This window comes from Pseudomonas baetica, from assembly GCF_051216495.1.
GTDB classification, from domain to species: Bacteria; Pseudomonadota; Gammaproteobacteria; order Pseudomonadales; family Pseudomonadaceae; genus Aquipseudomonas; species Aquipseudomonas baetica_B.
The window spans coordinates 12,256-28,670 of sequence record NZ_JBPKAM010000083.1; the positions used below are offsets into that span (position 1 = coordinate 12,256).

At 60.3% G+C, this 16,415-nt stretch carries 15 protein-coding genes; 7 read left to right on the plus strand and 8 right to left on the minus strand.

The window, feature by feature from the left end:
• Window positions 1-69 precede the first annotated feature (69 nt).
• The 5 genes from ACSFE6_RS23865 to ACSFE6_RS23885 form a co-directional block, all read right to left on the minus strand.
• Window positions 70-1,038 (minus strand): CDP-6-deoxy-delta-3,4-glucoseen reductase, encoded by a 969-nt coding sequence (locus ACSFE6_RS23865; RefSeq protein ID WP_435429885.1) that lies wholly within the window; start codon window positions 1,036-1,038, stop codon window positions 70-72.
• Window positions 1,038-2,504 (minus strand): 4-hydroxy-3-polyprenylbenzoate decarboxylase, encoded by a 1,467-nt coding sequence (ubiD, locus tag ACSFE6_RS23870; RefSeq protein WP_435429886.1) that lies wholly within the window; start codon window positions 2,502-2,504, stop codon window positions 1,038-1,040. The genes ACSFE6_RS23865 and ubiD overlap by 1 nt, the downstream gene beginning before the upstream one ends.
• Before the next feature lie 142 nt (window positions 2,505-2,646).
• Complete coding sequence (gene rho / locus ACSFE6_RS23875) at window positions 2,647-3,906, minus strand: transcription termination factor Rho (RefSeq protein WP_433737752.1); 1,260 nt, start codon at window positions 3,904-3,906, stop codon at window positions 2,647-2,649.
• 247 nt (window positions 3,907-4,153) lie between these two features.
• Complete coding sequence (gene trxA, locus ACSFE6_RS23880; RefSeq protein ID WP_003206727.1) at window positions 4,154-4,483, minus strand: thioredoxin TrxA; 330 nt, start codon at window positions 4,481-4,483, stop codon at window positions 4,154-4,156.
• A 121-nt stretch (window positions 4,484-4,604) separates the two neighbouring features.
• On the minus strand, window positions 4,605-5,312 hold the full coding sequence (locus tag ACSFE6_RS23885) for a FadR/GntR family transcriptional regulator (protein WP_435429887.1): 708 nt from the start codon (window positions 5,310-5,312) through the stop codon (window positions 4,605-4,607).
• A gap of 256 nt (window positions 5,313-5,568) precedes the next feature.
• Between ACSFE6_RS23885 and ACSFE6_RS23890 the strand changes: the two genes are divergently transcribed.
• The 5 genes from ACSFE6_RS23890 to ppx all read left to right on the plus strand — a co-directional run bounded on the left by ACSFE6_RS23890 (window position 5,569) and on the right by ppx (window position 10,132).
• Window positions 5,569-6,354 carry a transporter substrate-binding domain-containing protein gene (locus tag ACSFE6_RS23890; RefSeq protein WP_435429888.1) on the plus strand — a complete coding sequence of 262 codons (786 nt, stop codon included), beginning with the start codon at window positions 5,569-5,571 and terminating at the stop codon, window positions 6,352-6,354.
• Between the two features lie 22 nt (window positions 6,355-6,376).
• A complete protein-coding gene (locus tag ACSFE6_RS23895; protein WP_435429889.1) occupies window positions 6,377-7,045 on the plus strand; it encodes an amino acid ABC transporter permease in 669 nt (222 codons plus the stop codon).
• Window positions 7,042-7,692 (plus strand): amino acid ABC transporter permease, encoded by a 651-nt coding sequence (locus ACSFE6_RS23900; RefSeq protein ID WP_435429890.1) that lies wholly within the window; start codon window positions 7,042-7,044, stop codon window positions 7,690-7,692. The genes ACSFE6_RS23895 and ACSFE6_RS23900 overlap by 4 nt, the downstream gene beginning before the upstream one ends.
• Complete coding sequence (locus tag ACSFE6_RS23905; protein WP_435429891.1) at window positions 7,679-8,416, plus strand: amino acid ABC transporter ATP-binding protein; 738 nt, start codon at window positions 7,679-7,681, stop codon at window positions 8,414-8,416. The genes ACSFE6_RS23900 and ACSFE6_RS23905 overlap by 14 nt, the downstream gene beginning before the upstream one ends.
• 207 nt (window positions 8,417-8,623) lie before the next feature.
• Window positions 8,624-10,132 (plus strand): exopolyphosphatase, encoded by a 1,509-nt coding sequence (gene ppx, locus ACSFE6_RS23910; protein ID WP_435429892.1) that lies wholly within the window; start codon window positions 8,624-8,626, stop codon window positions 10,130-10,132.
• 85 nt (window positions 10,133-10,217) lie between these two features.
• On the opposite strand, the gene ppk1 is transcribed toward ppx, so the two are convergent.
• Both ppk1 and hemB read right to left on the minus strand, forming a co-directional pair.
• Window positions 10,218-12,440 carry a polyphosphate kinase 1 gene (gene ppk1, locus ACSFE6_RS23915; RefSeq protein WP_435429893.1) on the minus strand — a complete coding sequence of 741 codons (2,223 nt, stop codon included), beginning with the start codon at window positions 12,438-12,440 and terminating at the stop codon, window positions 10,218-10,220.
• A gap of 18 nt (window positions 12,441-12,458) precedes the next feature.
• The gene (gene hemB, locus ACSFE6_RS23920) at window positions 12,459-13,472 is read right to left on the minus strand and encodes a porphobilinogen synthase (protein ID WP_435429894.1); all 1,014 of its coding nucleotides are present in this window, start codon (window positions 13,470-13,472) and stop codon (window positions 12,459-12,461) included.
• 207 nt (window positions 13,473-13,679) lie between these two features.
• On the opposite strand from hemB, the gene ACSFE6_RS23925 reads away from it, so the two are divergent.
• Window positions 13,680-14,312: a DedA family protein gene (locus ACSFE6_RS23925; protein ID WP_435429895.1), complete on the plus strand. Its 633-nt coding sequence runs from the start codon at window positions 13,680-13,682 to the stop codon at window positions 14,310-14,312.
• Here the strand turns inward: ACSFE6_RS23925 and ACSFE6_RS23930 are convergent.
• Complete coding sequence (locus ACSFE6_RS23930; protein WP_435429896.1) at window positions 14,293-15,528, minus strand: sterol desaturase family protein; 1,236 nt, start codon at window positions 15,526-15,528, stop codon at window positions 14,293-14,295. The two genes, ACSFE6_RS23925 and ACSFE6_RS23930, sit on opposite strands and share 20 nt — an antisense overlap.
• Before the next feature lie 117 nt (window positions 15,529-15,645).
• Between ACSFE6_RS23930 and elbB the strand changes: the two genes are divergently transcribed.
• On the plus strand, window positions 15,646-16,314 hold the full coding sequence (elbB, locus tag ACSFE6_RS23935; protein ID WP_435429897.1) for an isoprenoid biosynthesis glyoxalase ElbB: 669 nt from the start codon (window positions 15,646-15,648) through the stop codon (window positions 16,312-16,314).
• Window positions 16,315-16,415 lie beyond the last annotated feature (101 nt).

A 16,415-nucleotide genomic window follows, 5' to 3' on the forward strand; every position in this document is an offset into this window, starting at 1 on the left:
AGTCAGGCTGCCCGCGGCGCTCCTCAGTCCATCGCGAGCAAGCTCGCTCCTACAGTGTGAAGGGCAGCATCAGGATCGGGGGGCGTAGGCGAATACGTCGGCGCGCATCTGGTGGGCATCCATTCCCGCCTCGACCAGCGCATCCAGCGTGCCGTAGACCATCGCCGGCGAGCCACTGGCATAAACGTGCAAGGCCTTGAGGTCGGGAAAGTCCTCACACACTGCTTCATGTAACATGCCGCAGCGACCTTGCCAGCCGCACTGATCGCTGACGACCTTGTGCAGGTACAGGTTGGGCAGTTTCAGCCACTCATCCCAATGTTCGACTTCATAGAAGTCCTCAGGACGCCGCACGCCCCAGTACAGATGGACCGGATGCTTGAAGCCTTGGGCGCGGCAATGCTCGATCAAGCCATGAATCTGGCCCATGCCGGTACCGGCGGCGATCAGCACCAATGGACCGTCCGGCAACTCGGCCAGGTGCGCATCGCCGAATGGCATGTCGATCCGCACCATCGAGTCGCGTTGTAATTGCTGGATCAAATTCAGTGCACTGGCCTCGCGTGCCAGCACGTGGATTTCCAGATCACGCCCGCCTGAAGGTGCCGAGGCCAGGGAAAAGGACGACTTGTCGCCGTTGTCCCGATGAATCATCAGGTACTGGCCAGCGTGATAACGCGGAGGCTTACCCGCCGGCGCCCGCAGTCGTACGCGCCAAGTATCGCCACCGACCTCGGTGCAACTGGTGACCTGACACGACAGGGTGCGCACCGGCAATTCTCCCAGCGCGAGCACGCCATCCCACAGCACGATGCAGTCTTCCAGCGGCTCTGCTATGCAAGTGTAGAACTCGCCATGGTCACGCACATGTCCCGCCTGTTCGACCCGCCCCTCCACCAGCAGCGCGGCGCAGACATGGCAATTGCCGTTACGACAGCTTTGCGGGCATTCATAGCCCAGGCGGCGGGCGCCATCGAGAATCCGCTCGCCGGGCTGGATTTCCAGTACTGCTCCGGAGGGCTGCAAGGTTACACGCATCAATCTATTCCTAACTGATTCCAGATGGCATCGATCCGCTGGGTCACGGCGTCGTCCTTGACGATTACCCGGCCCCACTCACGCGTGGTTTCGCCAGGCCATTTATGGGTGGCATCGAGGCCCATCTTCGAGCCCAAGCCGGACACCGGCGAGGCGAAGTCGAGATAGTCGATCGGCGTGTTTTCGATCATCACCGTGTCGCGCTTGGGGTCCATGCGCGTGGTGATGGCCCAGATCACGTCGTTCCAGTCACGCGCGTTGATATCGTCGTCGGTGACGATAACGAACTTGGTGTACATGAACTGTCGCAAAAACGACCAGACACCGAGCATTACCCGCTTGGCATGCCCCGGATACGACTTCTTCATGGTCACGACGGCCATGCGGTACGAGCAGCCTTCGGGCGGCAGATAGAAGTCGGTGATTTCCGGGAACTGCTTCTGCAGGATTGGCACGAACACTTCGTTCAGCGCCACGCCAAGGATCGCCGGTTCATCCGGCGGACGGCCGGTGTAGGTGCTGTGATAAATCGGCTTGATGCGATGGGTAATGCGCTCGACGGTGAACACCGGGAAGCTGTCGACTTCGTTGTAGTAACCGGTGTGGTCGCCGTATGGCCCTTCATCGGCCATCTCGCCCGGATGGATCACGCCTTCCAGGATGATTTCGGCAGTGGCTGGCACTTGCAGGTCATTGCCGCGGCATTTCACCAATTCGGTGCGGTTGCCACGCAGCAGGCCGGCGAAGGCGTATTCGGAGAGACTGTCCGGCACCGGGGTCACGGCACCAAGAATGGTCGCGGGGTCGGCGCCCAGCGCCACGGAGACCGGGAACGGCTGGCCGGGATGCTTCTCGCACCACTCACGGTAATCCAGCGCACCACCACGATGACTCAGCCAGCGCATGATGACTTTGTTGCGACCGATCACCTGCTGACGGTAGATGCCAAGGTTCTGCCGATCCTTGTTTGGACCTTTGGTGACCGTCAGACCCCAAGTGATCAACGGCGCGACGTCGCCCGGCCAGCAGGTTTGCACCGGTAGCTTGCCGAGGTCGACGTCGTCGCCTTCAATGACTACTTCCTGGCAGATCGCATCTTTGACGACCTTGGGCGCCATCGAGATGATCTTGCGGAAGATCGGCAGCTTGGACCAGGCGTCTTTCAGACCTTTCGGCGGTTCGGGCTCCTTGAGGAACGCCAGCAGCTTGCCGATCTCGCGCAGTTCGCTGACCGCTTCGGCGCCCATGCCCAGCGCCACGCGCTCGGGGGTGCCGAACAGGTTGCCCAGTACCGGAATGTCAAAACCGGTGGGCTTTTCGAAAAGCAGGGCCGGCCCTTTGGCGCGCAAGGTGCGGTCGCAGACCTCGGTCATTTCGAGCACTGGGGACACCGGAACCTGGATGCGCTTGAGTTCGCCGCGCTGTTCCAGCCCGCTGATAAAGTCGCGCAAGTCGCGATACTGCATGCGTGAGCCTCGTGTTGGCCGTGGCGTTCGGGGGCAGGCAGTTTAGCGCCGAACCTGATGCTTCAGAACCACGAACTGCCTGTTGATCAAAAATCAGATAGCAAAAAGCCGGGTTTCCCCGGCTTTTTGCTGAGCTATCGACTTACTTGCGCTTCATCGACAGGAAGAACTCATCGTTGGTCTTGGTCGTTTTCAGTTTGTCGACCAGGAACTCGATGGCAGCCACTTCGTCCATCGGGTGCAGCAGCTTGCGCAGAATCCACATGCGCTGCAGCTCGTCGTCGGCGGTCAGCAACTCTTCGCGACGGGTACCCGAACGGTTGATGTTGATGGCCGGGAACACACGCTTCTCGGCGATACGACGATCCAGAGGCAGCTCCATGTTGCCGGTGCCTTTGAATTCCTCGTAGATCACTTCGTCCATCTTCGAGCCGGTTTCAACCAGCGCGGTGGCGATAATGGTCAGCGAGCCGCCTTCTTCGATGTTCCGCGCAGCGCCGAAGAAACGTTTCGGTTTCTCCAGGGCGTGGGCATCGACACCGCCGGTCAGTACCTTGCCGGAGCTCGGGATCACGGTGTTGTAGGCGCGAGCCAGACGGGTGATGGAGTCGAGCAGGATCACCACGTCCTTCTTGTGTTCGACCAGGCGCTTGGCCTTCTCGATCACCATTTCGGCAACCTGCACGTGACGGGTCGGCGGCTCGTCGAACGTCGAGGCAACCACTTCGCCGCGCACGGTGCGCTGCATTTCAGTTACTTCTTCCGGACGTTCGTCGATCAGCAGCACGATCAGGTGAACTTCAGGGTTGTTACGCGCGATGTTCGCAGCGATGTTCTGCAGCATGATCGTCTTGCCCGCTTTCGGCGGTGCAACGATCAGACCGCGCTGGCCTTTGCCGATCGGGGCGCACAGGTCGATGACACGACCGGTCAAGTCTTCGGTGGAACCGTTGCCGGCTTCCATCTTCATGCGCACATTCGGGAACAGCGGGGTCAGGTTCTCGAAGAGAATCTTGTTTTTCGCGTTTTCCGGACGGTCGAAGTTGATCGTGTCGACCTTGAGCAGCGCGAAATAACGCTCGCCTTCCTTTGGAGGGCGGATCTTGCCAACGATGGTGTCACCGGTGCGCAAGTTGAAGCGACGGATCTGGCTCGGGGAGACGTAGATGTCATCAGGACCGGCGAGATAGGAAGCGTCAGCGGAGCGCAGGAAGCCGAAGCCGTCCTGGAGAATCTCCAGCACGCCATCACCGGAGATTTCCTCACCGCTTTTCGCGTGCTTCTTGAGCAGGGAGAAAATCACGTCCTGCTTGCGCGAACGGGCCATATTTTCTATGCCCATCTGTTCGGCCAATTCGAGCAGTTCGGTAATCGGCTTTTGCTTGAGTTCAGTCAGATTCATATAGGAATGACGTAATCATTTATGGAGGGGGGAAATTAAGCTTTTGGCTTAATGAGGCCGCGCCGCGGAGAAGGCGACAGGATCGCGTACTTATTCGAAAAGGAGAGCGTCGGCGACGGCTAGCAGGGGGCACTGGAGAAACCAGCGCGGGGCCGAATGTAACACCTGAATTTCGGAGCGTCTAGCCCTCAATAGCGAAAAAGCCCCGCAAACTGCGGGGCCTTTTTTTGAAACGCTACAACGACGCTTAGATGTTAGCGTCGAGGAAAGCCGCCAGTTGCGACTTCGACAGAGCGCCGACCTTGGTCGCTTCAACGTTGCCGTTCTTGAACAGCATCAGCGTCGGGATACCACGCACGCCATGCTTGGCAGGGGTTTCCTGGTTTTCGTCGATATTCAGTTTGGCAACGGTCAGCTTGCCTTTGTAAGTCTCGGCAATTTCGTCCAGAACAGGAGCGATCATTTTGCAAGGGCCGCACCACTCAGCCCAGTAATCGACCAGTACAGCGCCTTCAGCCTTGAGTACGTCGGCCTCGAAGCTAGCGTCGCTAACGTGTTTGATAAGATCGCTGCTCATGGAATTCTCCAGGGTTGTAAGCAAAAAAACGTGGCCCATCATAACGGCCCTTCCCTCGTTCAGGAAGGTGCAGATGATTGAGTCTCGCTATGGTGTTCCATGAATTTTGGTATAGCCCAGGTCACACCGAGACGGGAGCGATGAAGGCGATTCCAGTGCGCAGCGCCGCATTGCGCACGTGTTCCTGCATGGCCTTCTGCGCCGCGGCAGACGCCCGACGGGCCAGCGCGCGAAGGATTTTGCGGTGCTCCTGCCAGGTTTCCATGGCCCGCTCGACCCGGATGAACGGTAGTTTCTGGCTTTCCAGGAAGATGTCGGCGCTGGCGGTCAGGATGCTCAACATCGCCTGATTGCCGCTGGCCAGCAGAATGCGCCGGTGAAATTCGAAATCCAGTCGCGCTGCGGCGTCGAAGTCGCCGGATTTGAGTTCGCTGCGCATGGTGGCGACATTGTCTTCCAGGGCATCGAGCTCTTCGGTCGTCAAGGTCACGGCCGCCAGCCCCGCAGCAAACCCCTCCAGCGCATAGCGCAACTGGAAAATATCCAGCGGCGAAGCCTGTGCCGCGAACGGCCAACCCGGCGCCACGTCGCTTCGCGGCAGATCCACCGGCGACTGCACGAACACGCCTTTGCCCGGCTGGATACTGATCACGCCCAGCGCACTGAGCGATGACAACGCCTCGCGCAACGACGCCCGGCTGACCCCCAATTGCAGCGCCAGGTCCCGTTGCGAGGGCAAGGCATCGCCCGGACCAATACCCTGTTCGGTGATCAGTTTGCGGATGGCTTGCAGCGCCAATTCGGGTACGGCGCGGGAGATCGAATTCATGGTTTTCCAGACGAACCAGGCCAATGTGCGCCCAGTTGTAAAGCTATTCGCGGCGCCCGGCAAGTCGTGCCCCATGGGGGTTCGGTGGCCGTTGCCGATGCGCTATCGAAGTGCGAAATACGACCTGACTGTTCAGACCAGTAAGACCGAGCGAACCCTGTAAAACCGTGGCCTGCGGTGCGCTTCGCCAAGGATTGGCATGGCCCGTGCTCTGTCGAATCGCAGAAATCACCCCTCGCCGATTCGGAGATTTGCCATGACCCAGCGTTGCAGCGCCCTCCTCGCCGCCTTGTTTGCCAGCTTGATGCTGAGCCAGGCACCCGCCCATGCCGACGGCCTGGAAGATGTGGTCAAGCGCGGCGTCCTCAAGGTCGCCGTGCCTCAAGACTTCCCACCCTTCGGCTCGGTCGGCCCGGACATGAAGCCCCGCGGCCTGGATATCGACACCGCAAAATTGCTGGCCGACCAGCTCAAGGTCAAACTCGAGCTGACGCCGGTCAACAGCACCAACCGCATCCCGTTTCTCACCACCGGCAAGGTCGACCTGGTGATCTCCAGTCTCGGCAAGAACCCGGAGCGGGAAAAAGTCATCGATTTCTCCCGGGCCTACGCGCCGTTCTACCTCGCGGTGTTCGGTCCGCCAGACTCTGACATCAAAGGCCTGGACGATCTCAAGGGCAAAACCATCAGTGTCACCCGTGGCGCCATCGAAGACATCGAACTGACCAAAGTTGCCCCCGAAGGCGTGACCATCAAGCGCTTCGAAGACAACAACTCGACCATAGCCGCCTACCTGGCTGGCCAGGTCGACCTGATCGCCAGCGGCAACGTGGTGATGGTCGCGATCAGCGAGAAGAGCCCAAAACGCGTGCCTGCGCTGAAAGTGAAGCTCAAGGATTCGCCAGTCTACGTGGGCGTGAACAAGAACGAGCCGGCGCTGCTGGACAAGGTCAACCAGATCCTCGTCAGCGCCAAGAGCGACGGCGCGCTGGAAAAGAATGCCCTGACCTGGCTGAAAGAACCGCTGCCGGCCGACCTTTGATTCGGCGCGCAGGAGACTCGCTATGGCCTATCAGTTCGATTTCTTGCCCGTGGTGCACAACACCGACCTTTTATTGCGCGGTGCGCTGTTCACCCTTGAGCTGACAGCCGTCGGCGCAGTGCTGGGGGTGGGGCTGGGCATCCTCGGGGCGCTGGTGCGGGCGTGGAACATCCGTCCGTTCGCGGGCATTTTTGCGGTTTACGTCGAGTTGATCCGCAACACGCCGTTCCTGGTGCAGCTGTTTTTCATCTTCTTTGGCCTGCCGTCCCTGGGCGTGCAGATCTCCGAATGGCAGGCGGCCGTGCTGGCGATGGTGATCAACCTGGGGGCCTACTCCACCGAAATCATCCGCGCCGGCATCCAGGCGATTCCCCGGGGACAACTGGAGGCCGCCGCGGCGCTGGCAATGACGCGCTTCGAAGCCTTTCGCCATGTGGTACTGCTGCCCGCGCTGAGCAAAGTCTGGCCGGCACTGAGCAGCCAGATCATCATCGTCATGCTTGGCTCGGCGGTGTGTTCGCAGATCGCCACCGAAGAACTGAGCTTCGCCGCCAACTTCATTCAATCGCGCAACTTCCGCGCCTTCGAGACCTACGCCCTGACCACGTTGCTCTACCTGTGCATGGCGCTGCTGATCCGCCAGTTTCTGAACTGGATCGGCCAGCGCTTCATCGCAAGGAGCAGCCGATGAGCGACTTCACCTTCTGGGACATCGTGCGCAACCTGCTCACGGGCCTGCAATGGACACTGGCGCTGTCGCTGGTCGCTTTTATTGGGGGCGGGCTGATCGGCTTGTTGATCCTGGTCATGCGCATTTCAAGAAAATCCCTGCCGTGCAACGTCGCGCGTACGTACATCGAACTGTTCCAGGGTACGCCACTGTTGATGCAGCTGTTCCTGGTGTTCTTTGGCGTGGCGCTGGCCGGGGTGGAGATTTCGCCGTGGATGGCGGCGGCGATTGCCTTGACGCTGTTCACCAGTGCCTATCTGGCGGAGATCTGGCGCGGTTGCGTCGAGTCGATCCCCAACGGCCAATGGGAAGCCTCGTCGAGCCTGGCACTCAATCCGCTGGAGCAGCTGCGATATGTGATCCTGCCGCAGGCCTTGCGCATTGCCGTGGCGCCGACCGTGGGCTTCTCGGTGCAGGTAGTCAAAGGCACCGCCGTCACCTCGATCATCGGCTTCACCGAGCTGACCAAGACCGGCGGCATGCTGGCCAACGCCACCTTCGAGCCCTTCATGGTCTATGGCCTCGTGGCCCTGGGTTACTTCCTGCTCTGCTACCCCTTGTCCCTCAGTGCGCGCTACCTCGAAAGGAGACTGCATGCCTCTGCTTAGAATTTCCGCCCTGCATAAGTACTACGGCGACCATCATGTGCTCAAAGGCATCGACCTGAGCGTCGAGGAAGGCCAGGTGGTGGCGATCATCGGCCGCAGCGGCTCGGGCAAGTCGACCTTGTTGCGCACGCTCAATGGTCTGGAATCGATCAATGACGGTGTCATCGAGGTCGACGGCGAATACCTCGACGCCGCCCGTGCCGACTTGCGCAGCCTGCGGCAGAAAGTCGGCATGGTGTTTCAGCAGTTCAACCTGTTTCCGCACCTGACCGTGGGCGAGAACGTCATGCTCGCGCCGCAAGTGGTGCAAAAAGTCCCGAAAGCCCAGGCCGCCGAACGGGCGAGGCAGATGCTGGAGCGGGTCGGGCTCGGGGAAAAATTCGATGCCTTCCCGGACCGGCTATCCGGCGGTCAGCAACAGCGCGTGGCGATTGCCCGGGCGCTGGCGATGTCGCCCAAGGTGTTGCTCTGCGATGAAATCACCTCGGCCCTGGACCCTGAATTGGTCAACGAAGTGCTGAGCGTGGTCCGACAACTGGCCAAGGAAGGCATGACGCTGATCATGGTCACCCATGAAATGCGTTTTGCCCGGGAGGTTGGGGATAAGTTGGTGTTCATGCATCAGGGGCTGGTGCATGAGGTGGGGGATCCGAAGGTATTGTTTGCCAACCCGCAGACGCCGGAGTTGGCGAATTTCATTGGGACCGTGGAGGCGACAGCCTGAAAGAATTCATGAGTCTGTGATGCCCTCTTCGCGAGCAGGCTCGCTCCCACAGGATGGCGAATTTTCTGTGGGAGCGAGCCTGCTCGCGAATGACCGCGCAGCGGTCACCGTCTTTCCTGTGCTGAATCAAGGCTTTGAACACTGCGCGTTGGCGACAGCCTTTGATCGTGGCACGATGTCGAGGTTATCGACCGAGACCCCCTGACCATGCCGCAATCCCAAGCCAAGAATCTGTCCCTGATCGCCGCAATCGACCTGGGCTCCAACAGCTTTCACATGGTCGTGGCCAAGGCCCAGAACGGCGAAATCCGCATTCTCGAGCGTCTCGGGGAAAAGGTTCAGCTGGCCGCCGGCATCGACGAAGAACGCCATCTCAGCGAAGAATCCATGCAGCGCGGGCTCGATTGCCTGAAGCGATTCGCTCAACTGATCAGCGGTATGCCCCTGGGCGCCGTGCGGATCGTTGGCACCAACGCCCTGCGTGAAGCCCGCAACCGCGCCGAATTCATCCACCGCGCCGAAGAAATCCTCGGCCATGACGTGGAAGTGATCTCCGGTCGCGAAGAGGCGCGCCTGATTTACCTCGGCGTGTCCCATACCCTCGCCGATACGCCCGGCAAGCGCCTGGTCGCCGACATCGGCGGCGGCAGTACCGAATTCATCATCGGCCAACGCTTCGAACCGCTGCTGCGCGAAAGCCTGCAAATGGGCTGCGTGAGCTTCACCCAGCGCTACTTCAAGGACGGCAAGATCACTCCAGCCCGCTATGCCCAGGCCTATACCGCGGCGCGCCTGGAGATCATGAGCATTGAACACGCCCTGCACCGCCTGACCTGGGATGAAGCCATCGGCTCCTCGGGCACCATCCGCGCCATCGGCCTGGCGCTGAAGGCCGGCGGTCATGGCAACGGCGAGGTCAATGCTCCTGGCCTGGCCTGGCTCAAGCGCAAGCTGATCAAGCTCGGCGATGTCGAAAAAATCGACTTCGAAGGCATCAAGCCTGATCGCCGGGCGATTTTCCCTGCCGGACTGGCGATTCTAGAAGCCATCTTCGACTCCCTCGAATTGCAACGCATGGACCACTGCGAAGGCGCCCTGCGCGAAGGCGTGCTCTACGATCTGCTGGGCCGCCATCACCATGAAGACGTACGTGAACGCACCCTGACCTCGCTGATGGAGCGCTACCACGTCGACTTGGAACAAGCCGCACGGGTGGAACGCAAAGCCCTGCATGCCTTCGATCAGGTGGCCACGGATTGGGATCTGGAAGATGACGACGGCGTCTGGCGCGAACGGCTGGCCTGGGCGGCCAAGGTCCATGAAGTGGGGCTGGACATCGCCCACTATCAGTACCACAAGCACGGCGCTTACCTGATCGAACACTCGGACCTCGCCGGCTTCTCCCGCGAAGACCAGTTGATGCTCGCGCTGCTGGTGCGCGGCCACCGCCGCAACATTCCCAAGGACAAGTTCGCCGAATTCGACGAGGACGGCATCAAGCTGATTCGCCTGTGCGTGCTGCTGCGCTTCGCGATCCTGTTCCACCACATTCGCGGCACCCAAGCCATGCCACAGGTGGAGCTGAACGCCAATGGCAACAGCCTGGAAGTGGTGTTCCCGGAAAAATGGCTGGATGACAACCAATTGACCCAGGCCGACTTCGCCAACGAAGCGGAATGGCTCACACGCGTCGATATCGTCTTGAACGTGCGCTGAAACTGAAAAAGGCCTTCTTCGGAAGGCCTTTTTCATGCACGCAATTCTTGTGGGAGCGAGCCTGCTCGCTCCCACAGAGGCCTGGCTACCGGACTGCCAGGATCGGGCTGCCCAACCGCTCCAGCAAGGCCGCCTGGGCACTGCGTGGGTTTTGGTTGCCGGTCGGCGTATTGCGGATGTAGCGACCGTCCGACTGCAAGCTCCAGCTATGGGTGTTGTCGGTCAGATACAGCTCCAGCTCTTTCTTGACCCGCATGATCAACTTCTTGCCTTCAACCGGGAAGCAAGTCTCGACGCGCTTGTCGAGGTTGCGCTCCATCCAGTCGGCACTGGAGAGGAACATCTGCTCATCGCCGCCATTGAGGAAGTAGAAGACACGCGTGTGCTCCAGGAAGCGACCGATGATCGAACGCACGTGAATGTTGTGGGAAACCCCGGCGATCCCCGGCCGCAGGCAGCACATGCCACGCACCACCAGGTCGATGCGCACGCCTGACTGGCTGGCCTTGTACAGCGCGCGGATGATCTTCGGATCGGTCAGCGAGTTGAACTTGGCAATGATGTGCGCCGGTTTGCCGTCGAGGGCGAACTGGGTCTCGCGAGCAATCATGTCGAGCATGCCCTTTTTCAGGGTGAACGGCGCATGCAACAGCTTCTTCATGCGCAGCGTCTTGCCCATGCCGATCAACTGGCTGAACAGTTTGCCGACGTCTTCGCACAGCGCATCGTCCGACGTCAGCAAGCTGTAGTCGGTGTACAGGCGGGCGTTGCCGGCGTGGTAGTTACCGGTGCCCAGGTGCGCGTAACGCACGATTTCACCGGCTTCGCGCCGCAGGATCAGCATCATCTTGGCGTGGGTCTTGAAACCGACCACACCATAGATCACCACCGCGCCGGCCGCTTGCAGACGGCTGGCCAGCTGCAGGTTGGATTCCTCGTCGAACCGCGCTCGCAGTTCGATAACCGCGGTGACTTCCTTGCCGTTACGCGCGGCGTCCACCAGCGCGTCGACGATTTCCGAGTTGGCGCCGGAGCGGTACAGGGTCTGGCGCACCGCCAGGACGTGCGGGTCTTTCGCGGCCTGACGCAGCAAGTCGACCACCGGCGTGAACGATTCGAACGGGTGCAGCAACAGGATGTCCTGCTTGCTGATCACGCTGAAAATATTCTCGCTGTTCTGCAGCAGTTTCGGGATCTGCGGCGTGAATGGCATGTATTGCAGCTCGCGCTGACTGTCCAGGCCAGTGATGCTGAACAGACGCGTCAGGTTCACCGGGCCGTTGACCTGATACAGCTCGGTTTCGCCCAGGTTGAATTGCTTGAGCAGGTAATCCGACAAGTGTTTCGGGCACGTATCCGCCACCTCCAGACGCACCGCGTCGCCGTAACGACGGGAGAACAACTCGCCGCGCAAGGCACGGGCCAAGTCTTCGACGTCTTCGGAGTCCAGTGCCAGGTCGGCGTTTCGGGTCAGGCGGAACTGGTAGCAACCCTTGACCTTCATGCCTTGGAACAGGTCATCGGCGTGGGCGTGGATCATCGACGACAGGAACACGTAGTTGTCGCCAGCGCCACCGACCTCTTCCGGAACCTTGATGATCCGTGGCAGCAGGCGCGGTGCCGGGATGATCGCTAGACCGGAATCGCGACCGAAGGCGTCGATACCCTCGAGCTCGACGATGAAGTTCAGGCTCTTGTTCACCAGCAGCGGGAACGGGTGTGTCGGGTCAAGGCCGATCGGGGTGATGATTGGGGCGATTTCATCGCGGAAATACCGGCGGACCCAGGTCTTGAGCTTGGTCGTCCAGTGACGACGACGGATGAAGCGGACCTGATGCTTTTCCAGCTCCGGCAACAGAATGTCGTTGAGAATCGCATACTGGCGGTCTACGTGACCGTGCACCAGTTCGCTGATGCGAGCCAGGGCCTGATGCGGTTGCAGGCCATCGGCGCCCGCTTGTTCACGGGCGAAGGTGATTTGTTTCTTGAGGCCGGCGACACGAATCTCGAAGAACTCGTCCAGGTTGCTGGAGAAGATCAGCAGGAACTTCAACCGTTCCAGCAATGGATAGGACTCGTCCAGCGCCTGTTCCAGCACGCGGATGTTGAACTGCAGTTGCGATAGCTCGCGGTGGATGTACAGGCTGCTGTCATCCAGGCCGGGAATGGCAATCGCCGGCGCCGCCAGTGCGGGCTCGGTCACCGTCGCGGGTAGAGCAGGCTCCAGCTCAGGCGGTGTTTCGGCGATTTGCTCCACTACAGGTTGAGCGTCTTGTACGGCAACTTCAGTGAGTCCTTCGGTATTCATCGAATGTTCCTGGGAGGGCTATTTCTGCTCTCGTAACAATTGAGCTGCGCGAACGGCAAAGTAGGTCAGGATGCCATCAGCGCCTGCACGTTTAAAAGCGGTCAGGGATTCAAGGATAACCCCTTCGCTCAACCAGCCATTCTGGATCGCTGCCATGTGCATGGCGTATTCGCCGCTGACTTGATAAACAAATGTCGGCACTTTGAATTCTTCCTTGACCCGGCAAAGGATGTCCAGATACGGCATGCCTGGCTTGACCATGACCATGTCCGCACCTTCTGACAAGTCCGCCGCCACTTCGTGCAGGGCTTCGTTGCTGTTGGCCGGGTCCATCTGATAAGAGGCCTTGTTGGCTTTGCCCAGGTTCAGTGCAGAACCGACCGCATCGCGGAACGGGCCGTAGTAGGCACTGGCGTACTTCGCCGAGTAGGCCATGATCCGCACGTTGACGTGCCCGGCCAGCTCGAGGGCTTCACGGATCGCCTGGATACGGCCATCCATCATGTCCGATGGCGCCACGACCTGAGCGCCAGCTTCGGCGTGGGACAAGGCTTGCTTGACCAGTGCGTCGACGGTGATGTCGTTCTGCACATAGCCTTCTTCGTCGAGAATGCCGTCCTGGCCATGGGTGGTGAACGGGTCCAGCGCGACGTCGGTGATCACACCCAGCTCAGGGAACTGCGCGCGCAGGGCACGGGTGGCGCGCTGGGCGATACCTTCCGGGTTCCAGGCTTCGGCGGCGTCCAGCGACTTGAGTTCGGCTGGCGTGACCGGGAACAGCGCCAACGCCGGGATCCCCAGCTCAACCCATTTGGCCGCTTCTTCCAGCAGCAGATCGATGGTCAGGCGTTCGACGCCCGGCATCGAGGCCACCGCTTCGCGACGGTTTTCACCGTCCAGCACAAACACCGGCAGAAGCAGGTCATCGACGGTCAGCACGTTTTCACGGACCAGGCGACGCGAGAAATCGTCACGTCGGTTGCGGCGCAGGCGGGTGGCGGGGAACAAACGGTTGGCGGGGGTAAAGCTCACGGCAGACTCCTGAGCCCGCGCAGACGGGCGAGCGTGACAGTTATAAGCGGCCATTATGACGAACACGTTACAGTTATGTGCAACCTGTGACACGTAGCCGCATTCCATTGTCCTTGTAGGAAATGTTCACGTCGAGACACATTTGGACACTTTCCTGAATGTGTACGAAGGGTTAGGCTGCGCGTTCATTTCGCCAGCACCCAGACAATGCTCCAACAATTTCTGCATGACTTCGGCTATTTTGCCCTGTTCCTCGGCACGTTCTTCGAAGGCGAAACCATCCTTGTGCTCGCAGGCTTCCTCGCGTTCCGTGGATACATGGACATCAACCTGGTGGTGGTCGTGGCGTTCTTCGGCAGCTATGCCGGCGATCAGCTGTGGTACTTCCTGGGGCGCAAGCACGGGCGCAAGCTGCTGGCACGCAAACCGCGCTGGCAGTTGATGGGTGACCGGGCGCTGGAACATATCCGCAAGCACCCGGACATCTGGGTCCTGAGCTTCCGTTTCGTCTACGGCCTGCGCACGGTGATGCCGGTGGCGATCGGCCTGTCGGGCTATCCACCGGGCCGTTATCTATTGCTCAACGGGATTGGTGCAGCGATCTGGGCCGCCGCGCTGGCGGCAGCGGCCTATCACTTCGGTGCGGTGCTCGAAGGCATGCTCGGCAGCATCAAGAAGTATGAGCTGTGGGTGCTCGGCGCCCTGCTCGTCCTGGGCCTGGGCTTGTGGGCGCGCCGACGCTTCAAGAACGCGCGCCTGGCCAAGCAGGTCTACGCCGATGAACAGGCACTGAAAGCAGAGCGCGCCAATACGGCGGATCCTAAGACGCCAGCCGAGTGAAACGGTTTCTGCAGCAATAGAGACCGATACCGCTGAGCAGGCTGTAACTGAGCAGGCCGACCCAGCCCACCGCGCTGGCCGGCCATAGCCCCACCCACGGCGCCAGCCACACCAGCGGCACGTTCGATGCCAACCGCAGCAGTTCCAGCTTCAACGCCCACGGGCGATTCTCCAGGGCCACGCCCAGCACGAACAACCCCAGCGCCACCGCACCCCAGCCGAGTACCAGAGCGGAGGTAGAGAGCTGCGGCTCCAGGTTCATCAAGTAGCTGCCCAAAGCGATGTAGACGCAGAACTGCACCGCCACATACAGCTGTTGACGCCCATCCAGCGGCACCTCGAATTTACGGAACTGGCTCAAGTCCGGCTTGTTCATCGGATACTTGGCGGCCACGTCCGCCGGCCGCCAGCCGGTGCGCATGAACCAGATCCGCAGCTTGTCCCAAGTCCGCTCGGCGCGCCGCGCATCCGCCCACAACTGCGCGTAGAACTGCACATTGGCCCAGATCGGATTCCAGCTCGCCAGTGGGGTGGTCACGCCGAAAATCACCGGCTCGTTGTCGTCTTCTTCCTGGAACGAGCCAAATAGACGGTCCCAAAAAATGAACACCCCGCCGTAGTTGCGATCCATGTAGAGAGCGTTCTGTGCATGGTGAGCCCGATGATTGGATGGCGTAACGAAGAACCATTCGAACCAGCCGAGCTTGGGTATGTGCCGTGTGTGCACCCAGAACTGGTACAGCAGGTTCAGCGCGGCGACACTGACAAACACCACCAATGGCACACCGGCCACGGCCATGGGCAAGTAGAAGATCCAGCTCAACAGAAACCCGGTGCTGGTCTGGCGCAGGGCGGTGGAGAGGTTGTAGTCCTCGCTCTGGTGATGCACCGAATGCGCGGCCCAGAGAATATTGCGCTCGTGGCCCAGGCGATGCAGCCAGTAGTAGCAGAAGTCATAGAAGACGAAGGCAAAGATCCAGACCCACACGCTGTCGGCCGAGAGTTCGAACAATGCCAGATGTTTGAGCGCGAACGCATAGGTCAGCAGCCCCACACCCTTGGTCAAAAGGCCCGTGGTGGTGGACAGCACGCCGGTGCTGATGCTGTTGATCGCGTCCGCCACCCGATAATTGCTGACCCCGCGCCAACGGTCGGCCAGCAGTTCGACGGCAATCAGCACAAAGAAAAACGGCACCGCATACAGAATGAAGTCCATAACGCGTCCTGAACGGAATTTTTTAAGGACAGATGCTATGTGTAGCCGCGAAATAACCCTATGGCAACGAGTGACAAATTAGTGGACATTTAACGCCATGAATCTGGAGAAACGCCCATGAGCAAAAAAGTTGCAGTGATCCTTTCCGGTTGTGGCGTGTACGACGGCGCAGAGATCTACGAAAGCGTGATTACCCTGCTGCGCCTGGACCAGCGTGGCGCGCAGGTACAGTGTTTCGCACCGAATATTGCGCAGTTACACGTGATTAATCACCTGACCGGCGAAGAAATGCCCGAATCGCGCAATGTGCTGGTGGAGTCGGCGCGTATTGCCCGCGGCGAAATCAAGGACATCCGCGAAGCAGACGTCGAGGATTTCGACGCATTGATCATCCCCGGCGGATTCGGATCGGCCAAGAACCTGTCCAACTTCGCCGTCGAAGGCACCGGCTGCACCGTGCAACCGGATGTCCTGGCCTTGACCGAAGCGTTTGCCGAGTCCGGCAAGCCTGTGGGTCTGATCTGCATCTCGCCGGCCCTGGCGGCAAAGATCTACGGTCCGGGCGTGACCTGCACCATCGGCAACGATGCCGACACCGCCGCCGCGCTGAACAAGATGGGCGCGACCCACAAGGATTGTGCAGTGAGTGACATCGTCGAAGACAAGGCGCGCAAACTGGTGAGCACCCCGGCGTACATGCTGGCCGGGAGCATTAGCGAGGCCGCCTCTGGCATCAACAAACTGGTCGACCGCGTGCTCGAACTGACCCACGAAAACGACGCGTAAAGCGCACTACCTGTAGGAGCGAGCTTGCTCGCGATGGTCGTTAACGATTACGCGGGCAGCCTGAATGCAAGCGGCGCTCTCAAGTCCATCGCGAGCAAGCT

What these genes read in the sequence shown, in the direction of transcription:
- ACSFE6_RS23885 (WP_435429887.1), bottom strand. Translation starts at nt 5,312, where the DNA reads ATGAATTCGATCTCCCGCGCCGTACCCGAATTGGCGCTGCAAGCCATC.
- ACSFE6_RS23900 (WP_435429890.1), top strand. Translation starts at nt 7,042, where the DNA reads ATGAGCGACTTCACCTTCTGGGACATCGTGCGCAACCTGCTCACGGGC.
- ACSFE6_RS23890 (WP_435429888.1), top strand. Translation starts at nt 5,569, where the DNA reads ATGACCCAGCGTTGCAGCGCCCTCCTCGCCGCCTTGTTTGCCAGCTTG.
- ACSFE6_RS23930 (WP_435429896.1), bottom strand. Translation starts at nt 15,528, where the DNA reads ATGGACTTCATTCTGTATGCGGTGCCGTTTTTCTTTGTGCTGATTGCC.
- trxA (WP_003206727.1), bottom strand. Translation starts at nt 4,483, where the DNA reads ATGAGCAGCGATCTTATCAAACACGTTAGCGACGCTAGCTTCGAGGCC.
- ppk1 (WP_435429893.1), bottom strand. Translation starts at nt 12,440, where the DNA reads ATGAATACCGAAGGACTCACTGAAGTTGCCGTACAAGACGCTCAACCT.
- ACSFE6_RS23925 (WP_435429895.1), top strand. Translation starts at nt 13,680, where the DNA reads ATGCTCCAACAATTTCTGCATGACTTCGGCTATTTTGCCCTGTTCCTC.
- ppx (WP_435429892.1), top strand. Translation starts at nt 8,624, where the DNA reads ATGCCGCAATCCCAAGCCAAGAATCTGTCCCTGATCGCCGCAATCGAC.
- ACSFE6_RS23865 (WP_435429885.1), bottom strand. Translation starts at nt 1,038, where the DNA reads ATGCGTGTAACCTTGCAGCCCTCCGGAGCAGTACTGGAAATCCAGCCC.
- elbB (WP_435429897.1), top strand. Translation starts at nt 15,646, where the DNA reads ATGAGCAAAAAAGTTGCAGTGATCCTTTCCGGTTGTGGCGTGTACGAC.
- ubiD (WP_435429886.1), bottom strand. Translation starts at nt 2,504, where the DNA reads ATGCAGTATCGCGACTTGCGCGACTTTATCAGCGGGCTGGAACAGCGC.
- ACSFE6_RS23905 (WP_435429891.1), top strand. Translation starts at nt 7,679, where the DNA reads ATGCCTCTGCTTAGAATTTCCGCCCTGCATAAGTACTACGGCGACCAT.
- ACSFE6_RS23895 (WP_435429889.1), top strand. Translation starts at nt 6,377, where the DNA reads ATGGCCTATCAGTTCGATTTCTTGCCCGTGGTGCACAACACCGACCTT.
- rho (WP_433737752.1), bottom strand. Translation starts at nt 3,906, where the DNA reads ATGAATCTGACTGAACTCAAGCAAAAGCCGATTACCGAACTGCTCGAA.